At 65.6% G+C, this 17,197-nt stretch carries 13 protein-coding genes; 5 read left to right on the top strand and 8 right to left on the bottom strand.

Annotated elements, in window-relative coordinates:
- Positions 1 to 2,190, bottom strand: a complete 2,190-nt coding sequence (locus LN047_RS21495) for an ATP-binding protein (RefSeq protein WP_373980131.1) — start codon at positions 2,188 to 2,190, stop codon at positions 1 to 3.
- Positions 2,191 to 2,287: 97 nt separating this feature from the next.
- On the opposite strand from LN047_RS21495, the gene LN047_RS21490 reads away from it, so the two are divergent.
- Complete coding sequence (locus LN047_RS21490; protein ID WP_373980130.1) at positions 2,288 to 2,815, top strand: carboxymuconolactone decarboxylase family protein; 528 nt, start codon at positions 2,288 to 2,290, stop codon at positions 2,813 to 2,815.
- Between the two features lie 39 nt (positions 2,816 to 2,854).
- On the opposite strand, the gene tal is transcribed toward LN047_RS21490, so the two are convergent.
- Positions 2,855 to 3,808, bottom strand: coding sequence for a transaldolase (tal, locus tag LN047_RS21485; protein ID WP_373980129.1), 954 nt, complete (start codon positions 3,806 to 3,808; stop codon positions 2,855 to 2,857).
- 234 nt (positions 3,809 to 4,042) lie between these two features.
- On the opposite strand from tal, the gene carA reads away from it, so the two are divergent.
- The 3 genes from carA (at position 4,043) to LN047_RS21470 (ending at position 9,285) form a co-directional block, all read left to right on the top strand.
- A complete protein-coding gene (gene carA / locus LN047_RS21480) occupies positions 4,043 to 5,197 on the top strand; it encodes a glutamine-hydrolyzing carbamoyl-phosphate synthase small subunit (RefSeq protein ID WP_062841732.1) in 1,155 nt (384 codons plus the stop codon).
- A gap of 10 nt (positions 5,198 to 5,207) precedes the next feature.
- A complete protein-coding gene (gene carB, locus LN047_RS21475) occupies positions 5,208 to 8,447 on the top strand; it encodes a carbamoyl-phosphate synthase large subunit (RefSeq protein WP_056326817.1) in 3,240 nt (1,079 codons plus the stop codon).
- A 73-nt stretch (positions 8,448 to 8,520) separates the two neighbouring features.
- On the top strand, positions 8,521 to 9,285 hold the full coding sequence (locus LN047_RS21470; RefSeq protein WP_056326819.1) for an SDR family oxidoreductase: 765 nt from the start codon (positions 8,521 to 8,523) through the stop codon (positions 9,283 to 9,285).
- A gap of 104 nt (positions 9,286 to 9,389) precedes the next feature.
- On the opposite strand, the gene LN047_RS21465 is transcribed toward LN047_RS21470, so the two are convergent.
- From LN047_RS21465 to LN047_RS21440, 6 genes are all read right to left on the bottom strand, one after another.
- Entirely contained in the window at positions 9,390 to 10,034 is a 645-nt protein-coding gene (locus LN047_RS21465) for a histidine phosphatase family protein (RefSeq protein WP_180098129.1), read from the bottom strand.
- Positions 10,035 to 10,060: 26 nt separating this feature from the next.
- Positions 10,061 to 10,969: a LysR family transcriptional regulator gene (locus LN047_RS21460; RefSeq protein WP_056326823.1), complete on the bottom strand. Its 909-nt coding sequence runs from the start codon at positions 10,967 to 10,969 to the stop codon at positions 10,061 to 10,063.
- A gap of 15 nt (positions 10,970 to 10,984) precedes the next feature.
- Positions 10,985 to 12,070, bottom strand: a complete 1,086-nt coding sequence (locus LN047_RS21455) for an ABC transporter ATP-binding protein (protein WP_062841735.1) — start codon at positions 12,068 to 12,070, stop codon at positions 10,985 to 10,987.
- Positions 12,067 to 13,779, bottom strand: a complete 1,713-nt coding sequence (locus tag LN047_RS21450) for an ABC transporter permease (RefSeq protein ID WP_373980128.1) — start codon at positions 13,777 to 13,779, stop codon at positions 12,067 to 12,069. The genes LN047_RS21455 and LN047_RS21450 overlap by 4 nt, the downstream gene beginning before the upstream one ends.
- 89 nt (positions 13,780 to 13,868) lie before the next feature.
- Positions 13,869 to 15,194, bottom strand: coding sequence for an ABC transporter substrate-binding protein (locus LN047_RS21445; protein ID WP_152385284.1), 1,326 nt, complete (start codon positions 15,192 to 15,194; stop codon positions 13,869 to 13,871).
- 116 nt (positions 15,195 to 15,310) lie between these two features.
- Complete coding sequence (locus LN047_RS21440; protein WP_062841737.1) at positions 15,311 to 15,733, bottom strand: FlxA-like family protein; 423 nt, start codon at positions 15,731 to 15,733, stop codon at positions 15,311 to 15,313.
- Positions 15,734 to 15,878: 145 nt separating this feature from the next.
- On the opposite strand from LN047_RS21440, the gene LN047_RS21435 reads away from it, so the two are divergent.
- On the top strand, positions 15,879 to 17,189 hold the full coding sequence (locus tag LN047_RS21435) for a solute carrier family 23 protein (RefSeq protein ID WP_062841738.1): 1,311 nt from the start codon (positions 15,879 to 15,881) through the stop codon (positions 17,187 to 17,189).
- Positions 17,190 to 17,197 lie beyond the last annotated feature (8 nt).

Below are 17,197 nucleotides of genomic sequence, written 5' to 3'. Positions count from 1 at the left end.
TCAAGAGGGGGTTGATTCCGGCAAGGCGCGGGGCAACGAGACCGTGAAGATGACGAGCCCGTCGCGGCATTGGACCGAGATGTCGCCACCGTGATCGCGCACGACCTGCTCGGCGATGTACAGGCCAAGGCCGAGGCCGGTGCGGTTGCGCGACTGGCCCACGGACTCCGGCTTGAAGGGCGAGAACAGATGCGCAAGCACGTCATCGGCGATCGGTTCGCCATGGTTGATGACGCTGAGCGTGACGCCGTCGCCGGAAGCCGCCGCGTTCACCACAATGGGCTGGCGCGGCGCGCCGTGCTGGCGCGCGTTGCTCATCAGGTTGGTCACCACCTGCGCGATGCGGTCGGTATCGGCCATGAGCGTCAGGCCGTCCGGCACGTCGGTTTCAATGCGCAGGCCAGGGTAGGCCTGGCGCTTTTCCTCGATGAGGCCGTTGACCAATGCCGACAGGTCGCACAGCCGCTTTTCGATGCCTAATCCCAGCCCGCCCTGCAGGCGCGACAGGTCCAGCACCTGCGAAATCAGGCGCTGCATCCGGCCGCTGGAATAGCGGATGCGCTCGCCCATGCGCGCCCCGGTATCGGTGCGCGACAAGAGCGTTGCGGCCATGGAGATCGATTGCAGCGGGTCGCGCAGATCGTGGCCCAGCATGGCCAGCAGCGCGGTGCGAGCACGGTCGACGTCCGCGGCGCGGCTGGTCGAAATGTGCGAGAGCTCGTCGCGCAGATTGTCCACGGCTTCCAGCTCGGACGGCATCCAGGGCAGACAGACCCCGCGGACGACCTCGCGCCATGCCTCGAACGAGCCGCGCGGAGTCAGGCGCGGGCCGAGGCTGCCGACGGCGTACTGCTTTTCCGGCTTGCCGCCCCATACAAGGGTCTCGATCTGTTCCTTGCGCAGCCAGATCAGCCAGCCGTTGTTCATGGGGTCGAACTTGCAGGCAAGCAGCCCCGCGTACGGGACGATTTCGGTCTGCAATTCAGGGAAATCGCGTGCGATGTTGGTGGTGTGCACCACGCGCTGCCCGCTCTGGTCCAGCGCGTTCAGAATGCCCGCCAGCTCGCCGCGCGGCGCAATGCCGCCAAACACGGTGACGCTGTTGCTCCAGAGGCAGAGCGCGGCGTCATTCGGGACCAGCGAGGCGGGCGTTTCGCCGCCCTGCGACAGCGCCTGATGCACGTTTTCAGAGGCCGACACGCGCTCGACCAGCTTGCTGACCAGCGCGGCGTTCTGGCGGGATTGTTCAGCCCGCTCGTTCGCCTCGATGCCAGACACGGTGGCGGCAACGACCTGCGCCATGGCTTCGCACGCCAGGCGGGCAGGGTACGGCAAGGCCCGCGGCGTGTGGTGGTGACACGCGATCATGCCCCACAGGCGGCCGCCGATCACCAGCGACAGGCTCATCGACGCCCGCACGCCCATGTTCGCCATGTATTCCAGATGGATGGGCGACACGCTGCGCAAGACCGAAAAGCTCATGTCCAGCGCGCGGGGCTCCGGCGACGGGCCGCTCAGCACGCGCACGGGGTGGTAGGTCGCGTCGGCGATCAGGCGCAGGGTGTTTACCGTATAGAGCCGGCGCGCCTGCGCCGGGATGTCGCCGGCGGGGTAGCGGCGGCCCACCCAGTCGTCCAGGTCGGCGCGGCGCTGTTCGGCCACGATCTCGCCGCTGTCGTCGGGATGGAAGCGATACGCCATGACCCGGTCAAAGCCCGTGGCGCGCTGCACTTCGCGCACCATGCTGTCCAGAAGCGAGGGAATGTCCCGCTGCCGGCGCACGCGCTCGATGCTGCGATAGATGCGCTCGGGCGCGGCAATGCCGACGCCGTCGGCGCGGCGCTCGAGTTCGACGATGGTCAGTCCATCGGTATTGCGATGGCCAATGACGTCATACGTGGCGCGATCCAGCGTGATGGTCAGCGGATCGAAAATGGGGTCAGGGTTGCCGATCCACGTGGACAGGCAGTACGCCAGGCCGGGCGGCAGCGCCTCGGGCGCGCAGGGCTGGTCCAGCGTGAGACACGTGTCGAGCAACTGGGCGGCATTTTCGCTGGCGTAGCGCAGCGTGCCGTCGATGTCGAACGCGAGCAGCGCCCCCAGCGGCTGGATGGCGCCCGGAATATGTATCGGTTCGCTATCGCAATTGGCGAGAGTGAGTTGAGGGTAGGATTCTGTAGGCGCATTCATGCGAGTGAGTTACCGTGGACGCGCGGATGTAGTGCCATTATGTCAAAGATATTGTGAGAATGTGTGCATTTGCTGCCCCCTACCTTCCGGAGTTCGCATGGCCCGTTTGCCCTACGCTGATTTGACTCATCCCGAAGCGCGGTCCCTGGTGGAACGCATCGTCGCGCAGCGAGGCAGTGTGCTGCATCTGTATCAGATGCTGCTGCACAGTCCTGCCGTGGCCGACGGCTGGCTGAACTACCTGACGTCGATCCGGCAGCTCAGCACGTTGCCGGGCGATCTGCGCGAGCTCGTCATCATGCGGGTGGCGGCCATCAACGGTGCGCCCTACGAGGCCGACCAGCATGCGCCGATCGCATTGAAGGAAGGCGTGTCCCAGGCGCAGCTCGATGCGCTGGATGCGTGGGAAACCTCGGGTCTGTTCAGCGAACGCGAACGGGCGGTGCTGGCCTACACGGACGCCATGACGCGTCACGTGCAGGTTCCCGAAGCGGTGTTCGACGCCGTCCGGGCGGCCATGGGGTCGGAAAAACTGGTGGTCGAGCTGACGGCGACAGTCGCCGCGTACAACATGGTATCGCGGTTCCTGGAAGCGCTGCAGGTGCACTCCCACGATCACCGGTAGGAAAGGGGCGCGCGGACGGGTGCCGCGCGCCACGCTGGCTCAGCCTCGCTGCGCGTCGATCAGGGCGTCCAGCTTGATGGCATCGGCCACAAACAGGCGGATCCCCTCGGACAGTTTTTCGCTGGCCATCGCGTCTTCATTGAGCAGAGTGCGGAACGTGACTTCATCCGCGCCGATGCGTTCGATGCCGCCGCGCGCGTCGCCGGCGCGAAGCTGCGCCGGGGCGTCGCCCTCGGTGGAGGCCAGCTTGTTCAGCAGGTCCGGGCTGATCGTCAGCAGGTCGCAGCCGGACAAGGCAAGGATCTGCCCCACGTTGCGAAAGCTCGCGCCCATGATCTCCGTGGGAATCCCGAAGTGCTTGTAGTAACGGTAGATATTGGTGACGGACTGGACGCCAGGATCGCGCGCGCCGGTATTGTCCGCTTCGACCCACGACGCCCCGGCCGATTTCTTGTGCCAGTCGTAGATGCGGCCCACGAACGGGGAGATGAGCTGCACGTGCGCATCGGCGCAGGCGACGGCCTGGGGCAGCGAGAACAGCAGGGTCAGGTTGCAGCGGATGCCTTCGGACTGCAGGACGCGGGCGGCCTGGATGCCTTCCCAGGTGGAGGCAATCTTGATCAGCACACGCTCGCGCGGGATGCCGGCGGCCTCGTACAGGGCGATCAGGCCGCGCGCGCGCTCGATGGTGGCACGGGTGTCGAACGACAGGCGGGCGTCCACTTCGGTGGAGACACGGCCCGGCACGATGTCCAGAATCGCGCGGCCGAAGGCGACCAGCAGGCGATCCATGAGCTCGGCAGTCGAGGCGCCGCGGTGTTCGCGCGCGGTCTTTTCCAGCAGCGGGCGGTAGGCGTCCTGCTGCACGGCCTTCAGAATCAGGGACGGGTTGGTGGTCGCGTCGGTGGGGCGCAACGCCTTCATGGCTTCGAAATCGCCGGTATCGGCGACAACGGTGGTGTGATCACGCAGGGCGTCAAGTTGGCTGGGCATGGACTTATACGACTCGCAGCAGGCTAGGGTTGAAGGTGCTGCTAGCGTATCACCGACGCCGCCACGCCGCTGTCCGCCGCAAGGCCGAGGGCGGTCATGGAATGCCGCGCAACGGCGCGGCAAAACAGCCGAAAACACCGATTTCGGCCTTATTTGGCGCGGTTCTCCGGGAAAAACGGCCGGTCAAGGTATAATCCGAAGGTTTGATTATCGATTCTAAAACCGGGGTTTACTGTGCTGCCGCAACTCTTTCCCGAGGGGATCAACCGCTTCCCTCCTGCAATTCTGGCTCTGGCGGACGGTACCATTTTTCGAGGCGTGTCGATCGGTGCGCCTGGCCATACCGTCGCCGAAGTGGTGTTCAACACCGCGATGACCGGGTACCAGGAAATTCTCACCGATCCCAGCTATAGCGGCCAGATCGTCACGCTGACCTATCCGCACATCGGCAACACCGGCGTCAACGCCGAAGACGTGGAATCCAATCGCGTCTATGCCGCCGGCCTGGTGGTACGCGACTGCCCCGCGCGCGTGTCGAACTTCCGTTCCACGCAATCCTTGCCTGACTACCTGAACGAGCAGGGCATCGTTGCCATTTCCGGCATCGACACCCGCAAGCTCACGCGCATCCTGCGCGAAAAGGGCGCCCAGGGCGCGTGCATCCTCGTGGGTTCCGACGCCGAGCGCGCCGTTGAACTCGCCCGCGGCTTTCCCGGCATGGCCGGCCAGGATCTGGCCAAGGTCGTGTCCATCAAGGAAAGCACCGGCTGGACGCAAGGCACCTGGCAGCTCGAAGGCGGATACACGTCGCCCGACCAGTCCAAGTTCCACGTGGTCGCCTATGACTACGGCGTGAAGAGCAACATCCTGCGCCTGCTGGCCGACCGCGGCTGCCGCATCACGCTGGTGCCCGCCCAGACCTCTGCCGAAGAGGTCTTCAAGCTCAATCCCGATGGCGTGTTCCTGTCCAACGGCCCCGGCGACCCCGAGCCCTGCGACTACGCCATCGAAGCCACGCGTGCCTTCCTGGACAAGAAGCTGCCCGTGTTCGGCATCTGCCTTGGCCACCAGATCATGGGCCTGGCGGTGGGCGGCAAGACCGTCAAGATGAAGACGGGCCATCACGGCGCCAACCACCCCGTGCAGGACCTGGCGTCCAAGCGCGTGTTCATCACCAGCCAGAACCACGGTTTCGGCGTCGACGCGGCCAGCCTGCCCGCCAACGCGCGCGTGACGCACGTGTCGCTGTTCGACGGCACGCTGCAAGGCTTCGAGCTCACCGACCGCCCGGCCTTCTGCTTCCAGGGTCACCCCGAAGCCAGCCCGGGTCCGCACGACATCCTCGAGCTGTTCGATAAGTTCATCAGCCTGATGTCCGGCCAAAAGTAAAGATTGCATCATGCCCAAGCGTACAGACCTAAAAAGCATTCTCATCATCGGCGCCGGCCCCATCATCATCGGGCAGGCCTGCGAATTCGACTACTCCGGCGCGCAAGCTTGCAAGGCGCTCAAGGCCGAGGGCTACCGCACCATCCTGGTGAACAGCAACCCGGCCACGATCATGACGGACCCGGAAACGGCCGACGTCACCTACATCGAGCCCATCACCTGGCAAGCCGTCGAAAAGATCATCGAGCGTGAAAAGCCCGATGCGCTCCTGCCCACGATGGGCGGCCAGACCGCGCTGAACTGCGCGCTGGACCTGGCCCACCACGGCGTGCTCAAGAAGCACAACGTCGAGCTCATCGGCGCCAACGAACACGCCATCGAAAAGGCCGAGGACCGCCAGAAGTTCAAGCAGGCCATGACCGACATCGGCCTGGAATCGGCCAAGTCGGGCGTGGCCCACAGCATGGACGAAGCCTGGGAGGTGCAGCGCCGCATCGCGGCCGAAGTCGGCACCTCCGGCTTTCCCGCCGTCATTCGCCCCAGCTTCACGATGGGCGGCTCGGGCGGCGGTATCGCCTACAACGCCGAAGAATTCGAAACGATCTGCCGCCGCGGCCTGGAAGCCTCGCCCACCAGCGAACTCCTGATCGAAGAATCGCTGCTCGGCTGGAAGGAATTCGAGATGGAAGTGGTCCGCGACAAGGCGGACAACTGCATCATCGTCTGCTCCATCGAAAACCTGGATCCGATGGGCGTCCACACGGGCGACTCCATCACCGTCGCGCCGGCCCAGACGCTGACCGACAAGGAATACCAGATCATGCGTAACGCATCGATCGCGGTGTTGCGCGAGATCGGCGTGGATACGGGCGGCTCGAACGTGCAGTTCGCCGTCAATCCCAAGAACGGCCGCATGATCGTCATCGAGATGAACCCGCGCGTGTCGCGTTCGTCGGCGCTGGCCTCCAAGGCCACGGGTTTCCCCATCGCCAAGGTCGCCGCGCGCCTGGCCGTCGGCTACACGCTCGACGAGCTGCGCAACGAAATCACCGGCGGCGCAACGCCGGCTTCGTTCGAACCGACGATCGACTACGTGGTCACCAAGGTGCCGCGTTTCGCCTTCGAAAAATTCCCCACCGCCGACGCGCGCCTGACCACCCAGATGAAGTCCGTGGGTGAAGTCATGGCCATCGGCCGCACCTTCCAGGAATCGTTCCAGAAGGCGCTGCGTGGCCTGGAAGTGGGCGTCGACGGCCTGAACCAGAAGACCACCGACCGCGAAAAGCTGCAGGTCGAGCTGGGCGAACCCGGTCCGGAACGCATCTGGTACGTGGGCGACGCCTTCGCGCAAGGCTTCACGCTGGACGAAGTGCACAACATCACGCACATCGACCCGTGGTTCCTTTCGCAGATCAAGGAAATCGTCGACATCGAGCTGGCGCTCGAGCAAAAGACGCTGGCCGACCTGGACTACGCCACGCTGTTCGAACTGAAGCGCCGCGGTTTCTCGGACCGCCGCCTCGCGTTCCTGCTGGACTCCTCGGAATCCGAAGTGCGCAAGCTGCGCCACCAGCTCAACGTGCGCCCGGTCTACAAGCGCGTCGACACCTGCGCCGCCGAATTCGCCACCCGCACTGCCTACATGTACTCCACGTACGAGGAAGAGTGCGAATCCGCCCCCACCGATCGCAAGAAAATCGTGGTGCTGGGCGGCGGCCCGAACCGGATCGGCCAGGGCATCGAGTTCGACTACTGCTGCGTGCATGCCGCGCTGGCGCTGCGCGATGACGGGTACGAGACCATCATGGTCAACTGCAACCCGGAAACCGTGTCCACCGACTACGACACCTCCGACCGTCTGTACTTCGAGCCGTTGACGCTGGAAGACGTGCTGGAAATCGTCCACAAGGAAAACCCGGTCGGCATGATCGTCCAGTACGGCGGCCAGACCCCGCTGAAGCTGGCGCGCGCCCTGGAAGCCAATGGCGTGCCCATCATCGGCACCAGCCCCGAATCCATCGACGTCGCCGAAGACCGCGAGCGCTTCCAGAAGCTGCTCAACAAGCTCGGCCTGCGTCAGCCGCCCAACCGCACCGCGCGCACCGAAGGCGAAGCCCTGGCCCACGCCGCCGAAATCGGTTATCCGCTCGTCGTGCGTCCCAGCTACGTGCTGGGCGGCCGCGCGATGGAAATCGTGCACGAGCAGCAGGACCTCGAGCGCTACATGCGCGAAGCCGTGAAGGTCAGCAATGACTCGCCCGTGCTGCTGGACCGCTTCCTGAACAACGCCACCGAAGTCGACGTGGACTGCCTGGCCGACGGCGAAACCGTCTTCATCGGCGGCGTCATGGAACACATCGAGCAGGCCGGCGTGCACTCGGGCGACTCGGCGTGCAGCCTGCCGCCGTACTCGCTGTCGGCGGAAGTCATCGCCGAAATCAAGCGCCAGACCACCATGATGGCCAAGGCCCTGAACGTCAGCGGCCTGATGAACGTGCAGTTCGCCATCCAGGGCGGCGACGTCTACGTGCTGGAAGTGAACCCGCGCGCCTCGCGCACGGTGCCTTACGTCTCCAAGGCCACGGGCCTGCAGCTTGCCAAGATCGCCGCGCGCGCCATGGCCGGCCAGACCCTCGCCGCGCAAGGCATCACGAAGGAAGTCGTGCCGCCTTACTTCTCCGTCAAGGAAGCCGTCTTCCCGTTCGTGAAGTTCCCGGGCGTGGACACCATCCTTGGACCGGAAATGAAGTCGACCGGCGAAGTGATGGGCGTGGGCATGAGCTTCGGCGAAGCCTTCGTGAAGTCGCAGCTGGCTGCCAGCGTGCGCCTGCCGGAATCCGGCACGGTGTTCATCAGCGTGAAGAACCAGGACAAGCCCCGCGCCGTCGAAGTGGCGCGCGGCCTGCACACCCTGGGCTTCAAGCTGGTCGCCACGCGCGGTACGGCCGCCGAGATCGAAGCCGCCGGCATTCCGGTGCAAGTGGTGAACAAGGTCAACGAAGGCCGTCCGCACATCGTCGACATGGTCAAGAACGGCGAAATCTCGCTGGTCATCAACACCGTCGAAGAACGCCGCAACGCCATCGCCGACTCGCGCACCATCCGCACCCAGGCGCTGGCCGCCCGCGTGACCTTCTTCACGACCATCGCCGGCGCCCGCGCCGCGGTCGAAGGCATGCAGTATCTGCGCCAGGGCCTCGGCCTGCAGGTGTACCCGCTGCAAGAGCTTCACGCTTCCCTGCACGGCTAAGCCGGTAGTCAACGTTAGGGCACGCGAGAGCGTGCCCTAATTCTTTGCAACGCCAACACAGCGACGGGCACACATGGTCAACGTCTTCATTACCGGCGCCAGCAGCGGGCTGGGCCGCGCGCTGGCGCAGCAATACGCCGCATCGGGCGCCACGCTGGGCCTGCTGGGCCGGCGCGAGGACGCGCTGCAGGAACTGGCCGGCAGTCTGCCTGGCGTCCACCGCTGCTATGCCGTCGACGTGCGCGACCGCCAGGCGCTGCATGCCGCGGCGCAGGACTTCATCGCGTTCTGCCAGGGTAGGGTGGACGTGGTCATCGCCAGCGCGGGCATCAGTGCAGGCACGCTGACCGACCATGGCGAGGATTTCGACGTGTTCAAGGCCATCGTGGACACCAACCTGCTGGCCACGGTCTCCACCTTCGAGCCCTTCATCGGACCAATGCGCGCGGCGGGGGCGGGGCGGCTGGTCGGCATCGCCAGCGTGGCCGGTGTGCGCGGCCTGCCCGGGGCGGGCGCTTACAGCGCGTCCAAGTCGGCGGTGGTGACGTATTGCGAGAGCCTGCGGCTTGAACTGGCCGCCCAGGGCATTGGCGTGGTGACGATCGCGCCCGGCTACATCAAAACCGCCATGACGGCGCACAACCCGTACTCGATGCCCTTCCTGATGGAAGCCGACGCCTTCGCATCGCGCGCCCGCGCGGCAATCGACAAGGGCACGAGCTACACGGTGATTCCGTGGCAGATGGGTGTGGTGGCCAAGCTGATGCGCCTGCTGCCCAACGCCGTCTACGACAGACTGGCCCGCAACGCCCCCCGCAAACCGCGCAAGACGGCCTGAGTCTGGCTGCGTTGTTCTCCGGTGTCCGACACCCGGCGGTAACGACCTTCAACTGCCGCACCTGTTTCAGGGGTGTCGGACACCCACGGACTCCCGGGTCCGATTCAAGGCACCACGTCGTCGCCCACCTCGGCGGCCACGTGGCTGACATCGCCCCAGTCCAACACTTCCCATTTGCGGCCATCAACGCCGACGCGGTTGATGCTGACATTGAGCAGCGCGGCGTCGCGCGGCGCGTTCAGCGGCACGCCCGAAGCATGGCGCCAGATGATGTCCAGCACGCCGCCGTGGGTGAACAGCAGGATGCGCTCGCCTTCATGGCGGCTGGCGATATCGTCGACCGTGCTGATGACGCGCGACTGGAACTGGCCCAGTGTTTCGCCGCCGTCCAGCGGGCGCAGCGGATCGCGGCTCTTCCAGGCGGCCGCGGCCTCGGGCGCCAGCACGTCGATGCGCTCATGGTCCAGGCCTTCCAGCACACCGAAACCCCGCTCGCGGATGCCGGGCTCCACACGCACGCGCAGACCAAGCTGCTCCGAAACCGGCACGGCGGTCGCGTGCGCGCGCTGCAGATCGCTGCTGTAGATCGCGTGGATGGGCGTGTGCCTGGCCTCGTCGTGCAGGCGCGAGGCCAGCAGGCTGGCCTGGTTGACGCCAAATTCGTTCAGGGGGATGTCTTGCCAGCCTTGCAGGCGCCGCTGGCGATTCCAGTCGGTTTCGCCGTGGCGGATGAACCAGATTTCAGTCATTGCAGTCTTGTTGCGGGGATTGAGCCTTACGCCTGGGCGGGCGCGATGGGCGCGCGCGGTTTCCAGATGGCTTGAATGATCGAGCTTAACGCGACCAGCGCGGGCTCGCTAGCGCGTTCGTAAGGCAGCATGAAGCCCAGCACGGCGTCCACGCGCGCCTGGCCCCACACGATGAAGTCGTTGGACGCCGCGCCCGCCAGCGCGGTTTCCTCGCGCAGCAGCGCGCAGCCCGCACCCGCCCGCACCAGCGCGTCCATGTTGGCCTGGTCGTCGTTCTGCATCACGATGCGCGGCGACAGGCCGTGCCGTTCGAACATATCGCGCAGCAGCAGATGCGTGTGACTGCCGGACTGCCCATCCAGCCACGGCAGTTGCGCCACTTCGCGCCAGCCGCCGCGTTTGAGCACCGCCGCGTGCTCGCCCGGCATGGCGATGCGGTACCGCACACTGCGCAGCGGTTGCCACAGCACGCCGCGCGGCGCGTTTGCCGCGATGGTCAATGCGGCAGGCAGACGGCCCGTGCTCACCTGTTCGGCCAGCGCCGCCGCGGGCTGCGTCTGCGTCTTTAACTCAACCAGCGGCAAGCGCTGCGTGACGGCCGACGCCAGCTCGCCCAGGCGCAGGAAATCGGGCTTTTCGCTGGGTACGCCCAGCTCGACGATGCCGTGCAGATTGCCCTGCAGCTGCTGCGCCTCGGACTTGAACTGCGCGCCCAGCACCAGCAGCGATTCCGCCGTTGGCAGCAATACTTCGCCTGCCTTGGCCAGGGCCAGGCGGCCGCCGCTGCGATCGAACAGCGCCACGCCCAGGCTCTGCTCCAGCGCCTTGATCTGTGCCGTCACTGCGGGCTGCGTCAGCGACAGCGCCTCGGCCGCCTTCGTCAGGTTGCCCAGCCGGGCGACCGTGACGAAGGCGCGGATCTGGTAGATTTCCATGGCCGCGAGTGTAGGTCAGGCCGCCAGCAACCGCACCTGTGTCGGCTCCAGCCCCACGGACACCGGCGCGCCCGCCGGAAACGGCGATAGCCCGGCCAGATGCGCCTGGTCCGCGGTCAGACGCTGTTCGCCGACCTGCACCTGATAGCGCGTGAATTCGCCCAGGAATTCGCTGCTTTCCACAATGCCGGGCAGCCAGACGTAGCGCGCATCGCCCAGGCCGTCCGCCATCTCGATCTGCACCGTGTGGGGCCGGAAACTTGCCGCCAGCCGCGTGGCCGCGGGCGCGTCGCCCGCCAGCGGCAGATGCAGGTCGCCCACGCCGTCCACCGCCAGCGTCACGCTGCTGCTGGTGCGCTCGCGCACATTGCCTTCCAGTACATTCATCGTGCCCACGAAGTTCGCCACGAAGCGGTTCACCGGATAGTCAAACAGCGTGCTGGGCGCACCGATCTGCTGCACCACGCCGTGGTCCAGCACCGCCATGCGGTCGGCGGTCGTCATCGCTTCTTCCTGGTCGTGCGTGACGAAGATCGTCGTGATCCCCAGGCGGCGCTGCAGGCTCAGGAGGTCCTGGCGCATCTGTACGCGCAGCTTCTTGTCCAGGTTGGACAGGGGTTCATCCAGCAGCAGCACCTGCGGTTCGATCACGATGGTGCGCGCCAGCGCCACCCGCTGCTGCTGGCCGCCGGACAGTTGGTTTGGACGCCGCTTGGCATATTGGGACAGGCCGACCAGATCGAGCGCGGCTTCGACCTTGGTGCGGATCTCGGCGCGCGGCAGCTTGCGCTCGACCAGCCCGAACGCCACGTTGTCCCACACCGTCATGTGCGGCCACAGCGCGTAGTTCTGGAACACCATGCCGATGTTGCGGTGCCAGGGCGGGGTGCCGCTGATGTCCTTGCCGTCCACCAGCAACTGGCCGGCGCTATGCCGGTTGAACCCCGCGATCAGCCGCAGCAACGTGGACTTGCCGGACCCCGACGGCCCGAGCAGCGCGAAGAACTCGCCCGGCTCGATGCTGATGCTGACGTCCTTGAGCACTTCGGTGTTGCCGTAGGAAAGCTGAATGTTGCGGCATTCGACGCTGACTTTCTTCATGCGGATTCCCCTTCATTGCGCGCCGGCTGCTGGCGTTTGGACGCGCGGTCCACCAGCAGGTGCGAGATGTATGTGCCGATGCCCACGGCGACCACCGCCAGGACGCCCAGCGCGGCGCCCGGGCCCCGGCCCGCCGCGCTTTGCATGTAGAGATAGATGCCATAGCTCATGGGCGCCTGGCTGTCCTTGGTCACCAGCATGATGGTGGCCGACAGTTCCACGGCCGCGGTGACGAAGCTGGTCACAAAGCCCGCCAGCATGCCGCCCGCCATCAGCGGCACCACCACGCGGCGGATCGTGCTCATGCGCGTGGCGCCCAGGGACTGGGCGGCTTCTTCCAGCGACACGTGGATCTGCTGCAGCGCCGCCACGCACGAGCGCAGCGCATACGGCAACCGCCGCACGGAATACGCCAGCATGATGATGATCCACGACGAGGTCAGCAGCGTGCCCGTGCCCGGCAGCTCGATGCCGCGGAACGTGCGCAGAAAGCCGATCGCCAGCACGATGCCCGGAATCGCCAGCGCCGCGGAAGCAAGAAAATCCAGCCATTGGCGCGCGGGCAGCCGGGTGCGCAGCATCAGGTATGCGATCGCGGTACCCAGGATCACGTCGATGCCGGCAGCCAGTCCGCAGTACAGCAACGTGTTGGCGATCATGCCCTGCGACTCGGAGAACACCGCGGAATAATGCGCCAGCGTGTACCCGTCCGGCAGCGGCGCGTAGCTCCAGACACTGGCCAGCGACAGCAGCAACACGCCGATGTGCGGCGACAGCACCAGCAGCAGCACCAGCACGATCCAGCCATATGCCAGCACGCTTTCCACCGGTCCCAGCTTGCGCTTCTGGATCGAATTGCCGCCCTTCTGCAGCGTGGAGTAGTCGCGCCCCTTGAGCACCCGCGCCGACAGCCACAGCGCCAGGATCGAGAAGCCCACCATGATGACGCTGATCACGTAGCCCAGCGGGTCTTCCAATCCGACCTGCGTGATGCGCAAATAAGCCTGCGGCGCCAGCATGTTGGTGGTGCCCAGCACCAGCGGCGTGCCCAGGTCGTCGAACACCTTCACGAACACCAGCGACGCGCCGGCCACGTAGCCGGGCAGGGCAAGCGGAAAGATCACGCGGCGAAACAGCCGGAAGCCCCGCGAGCCCAGGTTGAAGGCCGCTTCCTCCATGGCCCCGTCAATGTTGCGCAGCGCCACGACCAGGTTCATCAGGATGAAGGGGAAATAATGGATGGCCTCCACGAAGATCACGCCGTTCAGCCCCTCCATGAACGGAATCGTGAAGCCGAACCAATCGTTCAGTAGCAGGTTCACGCTGCCCGAGCGGCCGAAGATCAGCTGCATGGCCACCGCGCCCACGAAGGGCGGCATGATGAGCGGCAGCACCCCCAGGGTCTGGATCAGCAGGGCGCCCCGGAAATCGAAGCGCACCGTGAAGTACGCCAGCGGCACCGCGATCAGCGAGGCCAGCAGCGCCGACCAGCCCGCCACGTACAGGCTGTTGAAGAACGCCTCCCGCATCAACGGCTGGTTGAAGAAGGCGCCGAAGTGCCCGGTCGTGAAGCTGCCGTCGGCGTTGACGAAGGCGCTGTGAAAGACCGTGCCCACCGGCACGATCAGGAACAGCAGCAGAAAGCCCAACACCAGCAGCGCCGCCAGGACGGGGCCGGGGGGCAGGCGCAAATGGCCCGTATGATTCATCGAGATTCCCGAAAATCGTTGCCAGAAGACAAGCGTTGCCCGCGGCGGGCAGGTCAGGCCCGCTCGCCGCGTTCAGTGCGTCCTGCGTATCAGAGCGCGGCGGCTTGCCGCGCCAGCTTGACGGCTTCTTCGTAGTTGGCGCGTGCGCGGCCGTTCCACTCGCCCTCGAGCTGCGTGATCTGCTGATTGACGGCCGCGTCCTTCTTGTTGCCCGCGAAGATAGCCAGGAAGGCAGGATCGGCCGCCTTCTTGCTGTCCACCAACGGCGCCCACGCCAGCTTGCGCGCCTGGTCCAGCAATTCGGCCGCCTTGCCGCTCTTGGCCTTGTCGCCCAGCTTGGCTTCGGCGTCGTAGATGGCCTTGGTGGCCGCTTGCAGCTCTTTCAGCCGGAACGTCACGGTCTGGTCGTACAGCGATTGCACGACGTAGTAGCGCGTCTGCGACAGGTCCGCATCGAAATGCACCTTGCTGCGCTTGGCGATTTCCGCCGGATCGGGATAGCCCGGCGGAATCTTTCCGGCCAGGGCGGAGTAGGGCAGCACCGGCAACCGCGAGATCTTCGGCTCCAGCAGCAGCTCCTGGCCTGCCTGGCTCAGCGTGAAGGCGATGAACTTCTTGCCTTCCTCGGTGTTCTTTGCGCCCTCGATCAGCGCGATGTTGGCCGGAACGATGGCCGTCTCGGAGGGGTAGACGAACTCGACCGGGAACTTGGAATACTTGCTCGACAGCCCGAAGAAGTCGATGACCGGGCCCGCGCCGAACTGGCCATTGTTCACGCCGTCCGGCACGCCGAACGAGCGCTCGGTCACGGCGCTGCTGTTGCCCGACATGCGAAGCAGCGTGCTCCAGCCGTCATCCCAGCCTTCGCCCTGCAGGATGGTCTCCACCGTCAGGTGCATCGTGCCCGAGCGCGACGGCGAGGTGATGCCCACGTGGCCGAACCATTTAGGCGACAGCAGGTCCTTCCATTCCACGGGAGCCGGGATCTTGTGCGCCGCGATGTACCGGGTGTTGTAGATGATGCCGTAGCCCGCCAGCGCCTGGCCCAGATACATGCCGCCCGGATCGTTGATGGGGTAGCTGCCGATCTTGTCGGGCACGTCCTTGTTGGCGATGTCGGCCGACTTGGCCAGCAGCTTGTCGCGTCCCAGCACCTCGAACGCATCGGGCGCACTCGCCCAGAAGACTTCGGGGCGTTGGCCTGCCGGCGTCTCGCGCACGAAGGCGATGCCCGACACGGTGTTCTTGTTCAGGATTTCCAGGGTGATGCCTGGGTTCGCTTTTTCGAACGCGGTCTTGTAGGCCTGGGTCAGGTCCTTGGGGAATGACGTGATCACCGTAACGGTGCCGGCGAGCGCCGGTGCCGCGCAAACGGCCAGCAACGCCCCGGCCAGGGCTGTGCGCATAGCGTGCATGGTTTGTCTCCGTGATTTTAGATTTGTCTGGAGACAGTACCGGCACGCCCGAGGAGCGTCCAATCAGAAATTTTGATGCGCGCCATCAGCGACGGCGCCACATCGCTTGCCCCGAATCAGGCCTGGGCCGACACGCCGGCCTGTTTGGCAGCCTGCGCCTGTTTCGCCAGGAGTTGGGAAATCTGGCCCTGGATCTGCACGGCCTGGGCATTGAGCGCCATGATCTGCTGCGCCTTCATTTCGGCCGACATGCCGCTCGCCTTCACTTTGGCGATCTGATCCATGATGCGCTTGAGCTGCTTTTGCAACTCCTTGATCTGGCGGGTGTATTCGTCGTCGTTGTCGGTTTCTTCGGTGGCCTGCGCATTGCCCACCTTGGTGGCGCCCGGATTGTTGACGCGGATCTTGCCTTCCGCGGTCACCGACACCGCATCCTGCCCCGAAGCGTTCTTCGCTTCCTTGTTGGCCTGGATCTTCTCGGCCCACAGATCTGCAAGGCTGCTGATCCGGGAGGTGCCGCTGATGCTGTTGATCGCCATGACTGTTCCTTTGCCTGGGATTTCGGGGTTTCCACTAATACGGCAATCAGCCGGCAAAACTTAAACGTTGCCCCCGCTTGATGGCCCCCTTTACACTGGCGCCCGCTCGCAGTTTGAAACCCTCTCGTACCACCCCGGGGAATCCATGTCCAACTCCTACTTTCCGCGCTGGCGCCTGGCGGACGACGCCGAGCCCGGCGTCATCATCGCGCCCGACGAACGGCTGTCCTGGCCTAAGAACGTCGCCATGGGCGCACAGCACGTCGTCGCGATGTTCGGCTCGACCGTCCTGGCGCCGTTGCTCATGGGGTTCGATCCCAACGTCGCCATCCTGATGTCGGGCATCGGCACGCTGATCTTCTTTCTGTTCGTGGGCGGCCGGGTGCCCAGCTACCTCGGTTCCAGCTTCGCGTTCATCGGCGGCGTCATCGCGGTGACCGGCTATGCCGGCGGCGGGGCCAACGCCAACATCGGCGTCGCGCTGGGCGCCATCATTGCCTGCGGCCTGGCTTACACGCTGATCGGCGTCATCGTCTGGATCGTCAATGCCCGGGCAGGCGGCGGGGCCAATTGGATCGATACGCTTATGCCCCCCGTCGTCACGGGCGCGGTGGTGGCGGTGATCGGCTTGAATCTCGCGCCCATCGCCGCCAAGGGCGCGATGGGGGCGTCGGGCTTCGATAGCGCCATGGCCATCGTCACGATCGTCTGCGTCGGCGGCATCGCCGTCTATACCCGCGGCATGGTGCAGCGCCTGCTCATCCTGGTCGGCCTGATCCTTGCCTGCGTGGTGTACGCGGTGCTGGCCAACGGCCTGGGCCTGGGCAAGCCCATCGATTTCTCCGCAGTGTCGGCCGCCGCGTGGTTCGGCCTGCCGCAGTTCTCGGCGCCGGTCTTCAAGGCCGAGGCCATGGGCCTGATTGTTCCGGTCGCCATCATCCTGGTGGCCGAAAACCTGGGGCACGTGAAGGCCGTCAGCGCCATGACGGGGCGCGACCTCGACCGCTACCTCGGTCGGGCATTCGTGGGCGACGGCGTGGCGACAATGGTATCGGGCGCCGTCGGCGGCACGGGCGTCACCACCTACGCCGAGAACATCGGCGTCATGGCGGTCACGCGCATCTATTCCACGCTGGTGTTCGTGATCGCTGCCTTGATTGCGATCGTCCTGGGCTTCTCGCCCAAGTTCGGCGCACTGATCCAGACGATCCCGGGACCCGTGCTGGGCGGGATGTCGGTAGTCGTCTTCGGCCTGATCGCCATTGCCGGCGCCCGCATCTGGGTGGTCAATCAGGTGGATTTCACCGACAACCGCAATCTCATCGTGGCCGCTGTCACGCTGGTGTTGGGCGCGGGCGACTTCACCATCAAGCTGGGTGACTTCACGCTGGGCGGCATCGGTACCGCCACCTTCGGCGCCATCATCCTGTATGCGCTGTTGCGCCGCACCAAGTAAACGCTGCG

The sequence above is a fragment of the Achromobacter sp. JD417 genome, from assembly GCF_041879325.1.
In the GTDB taxonomy this organism is placed as follows: domain Bacteria; phylum Pseudomonadota; class Gammaproteobacteria; order Burkholderiales; family Burkholderiaceae_B; genus Achromobacter; species Achromobacter mucicolens.
Note: the sequence above shows the minus strand (reverse complement) of the source record. Positions and strands in the feature narration are given on the sequence as shown.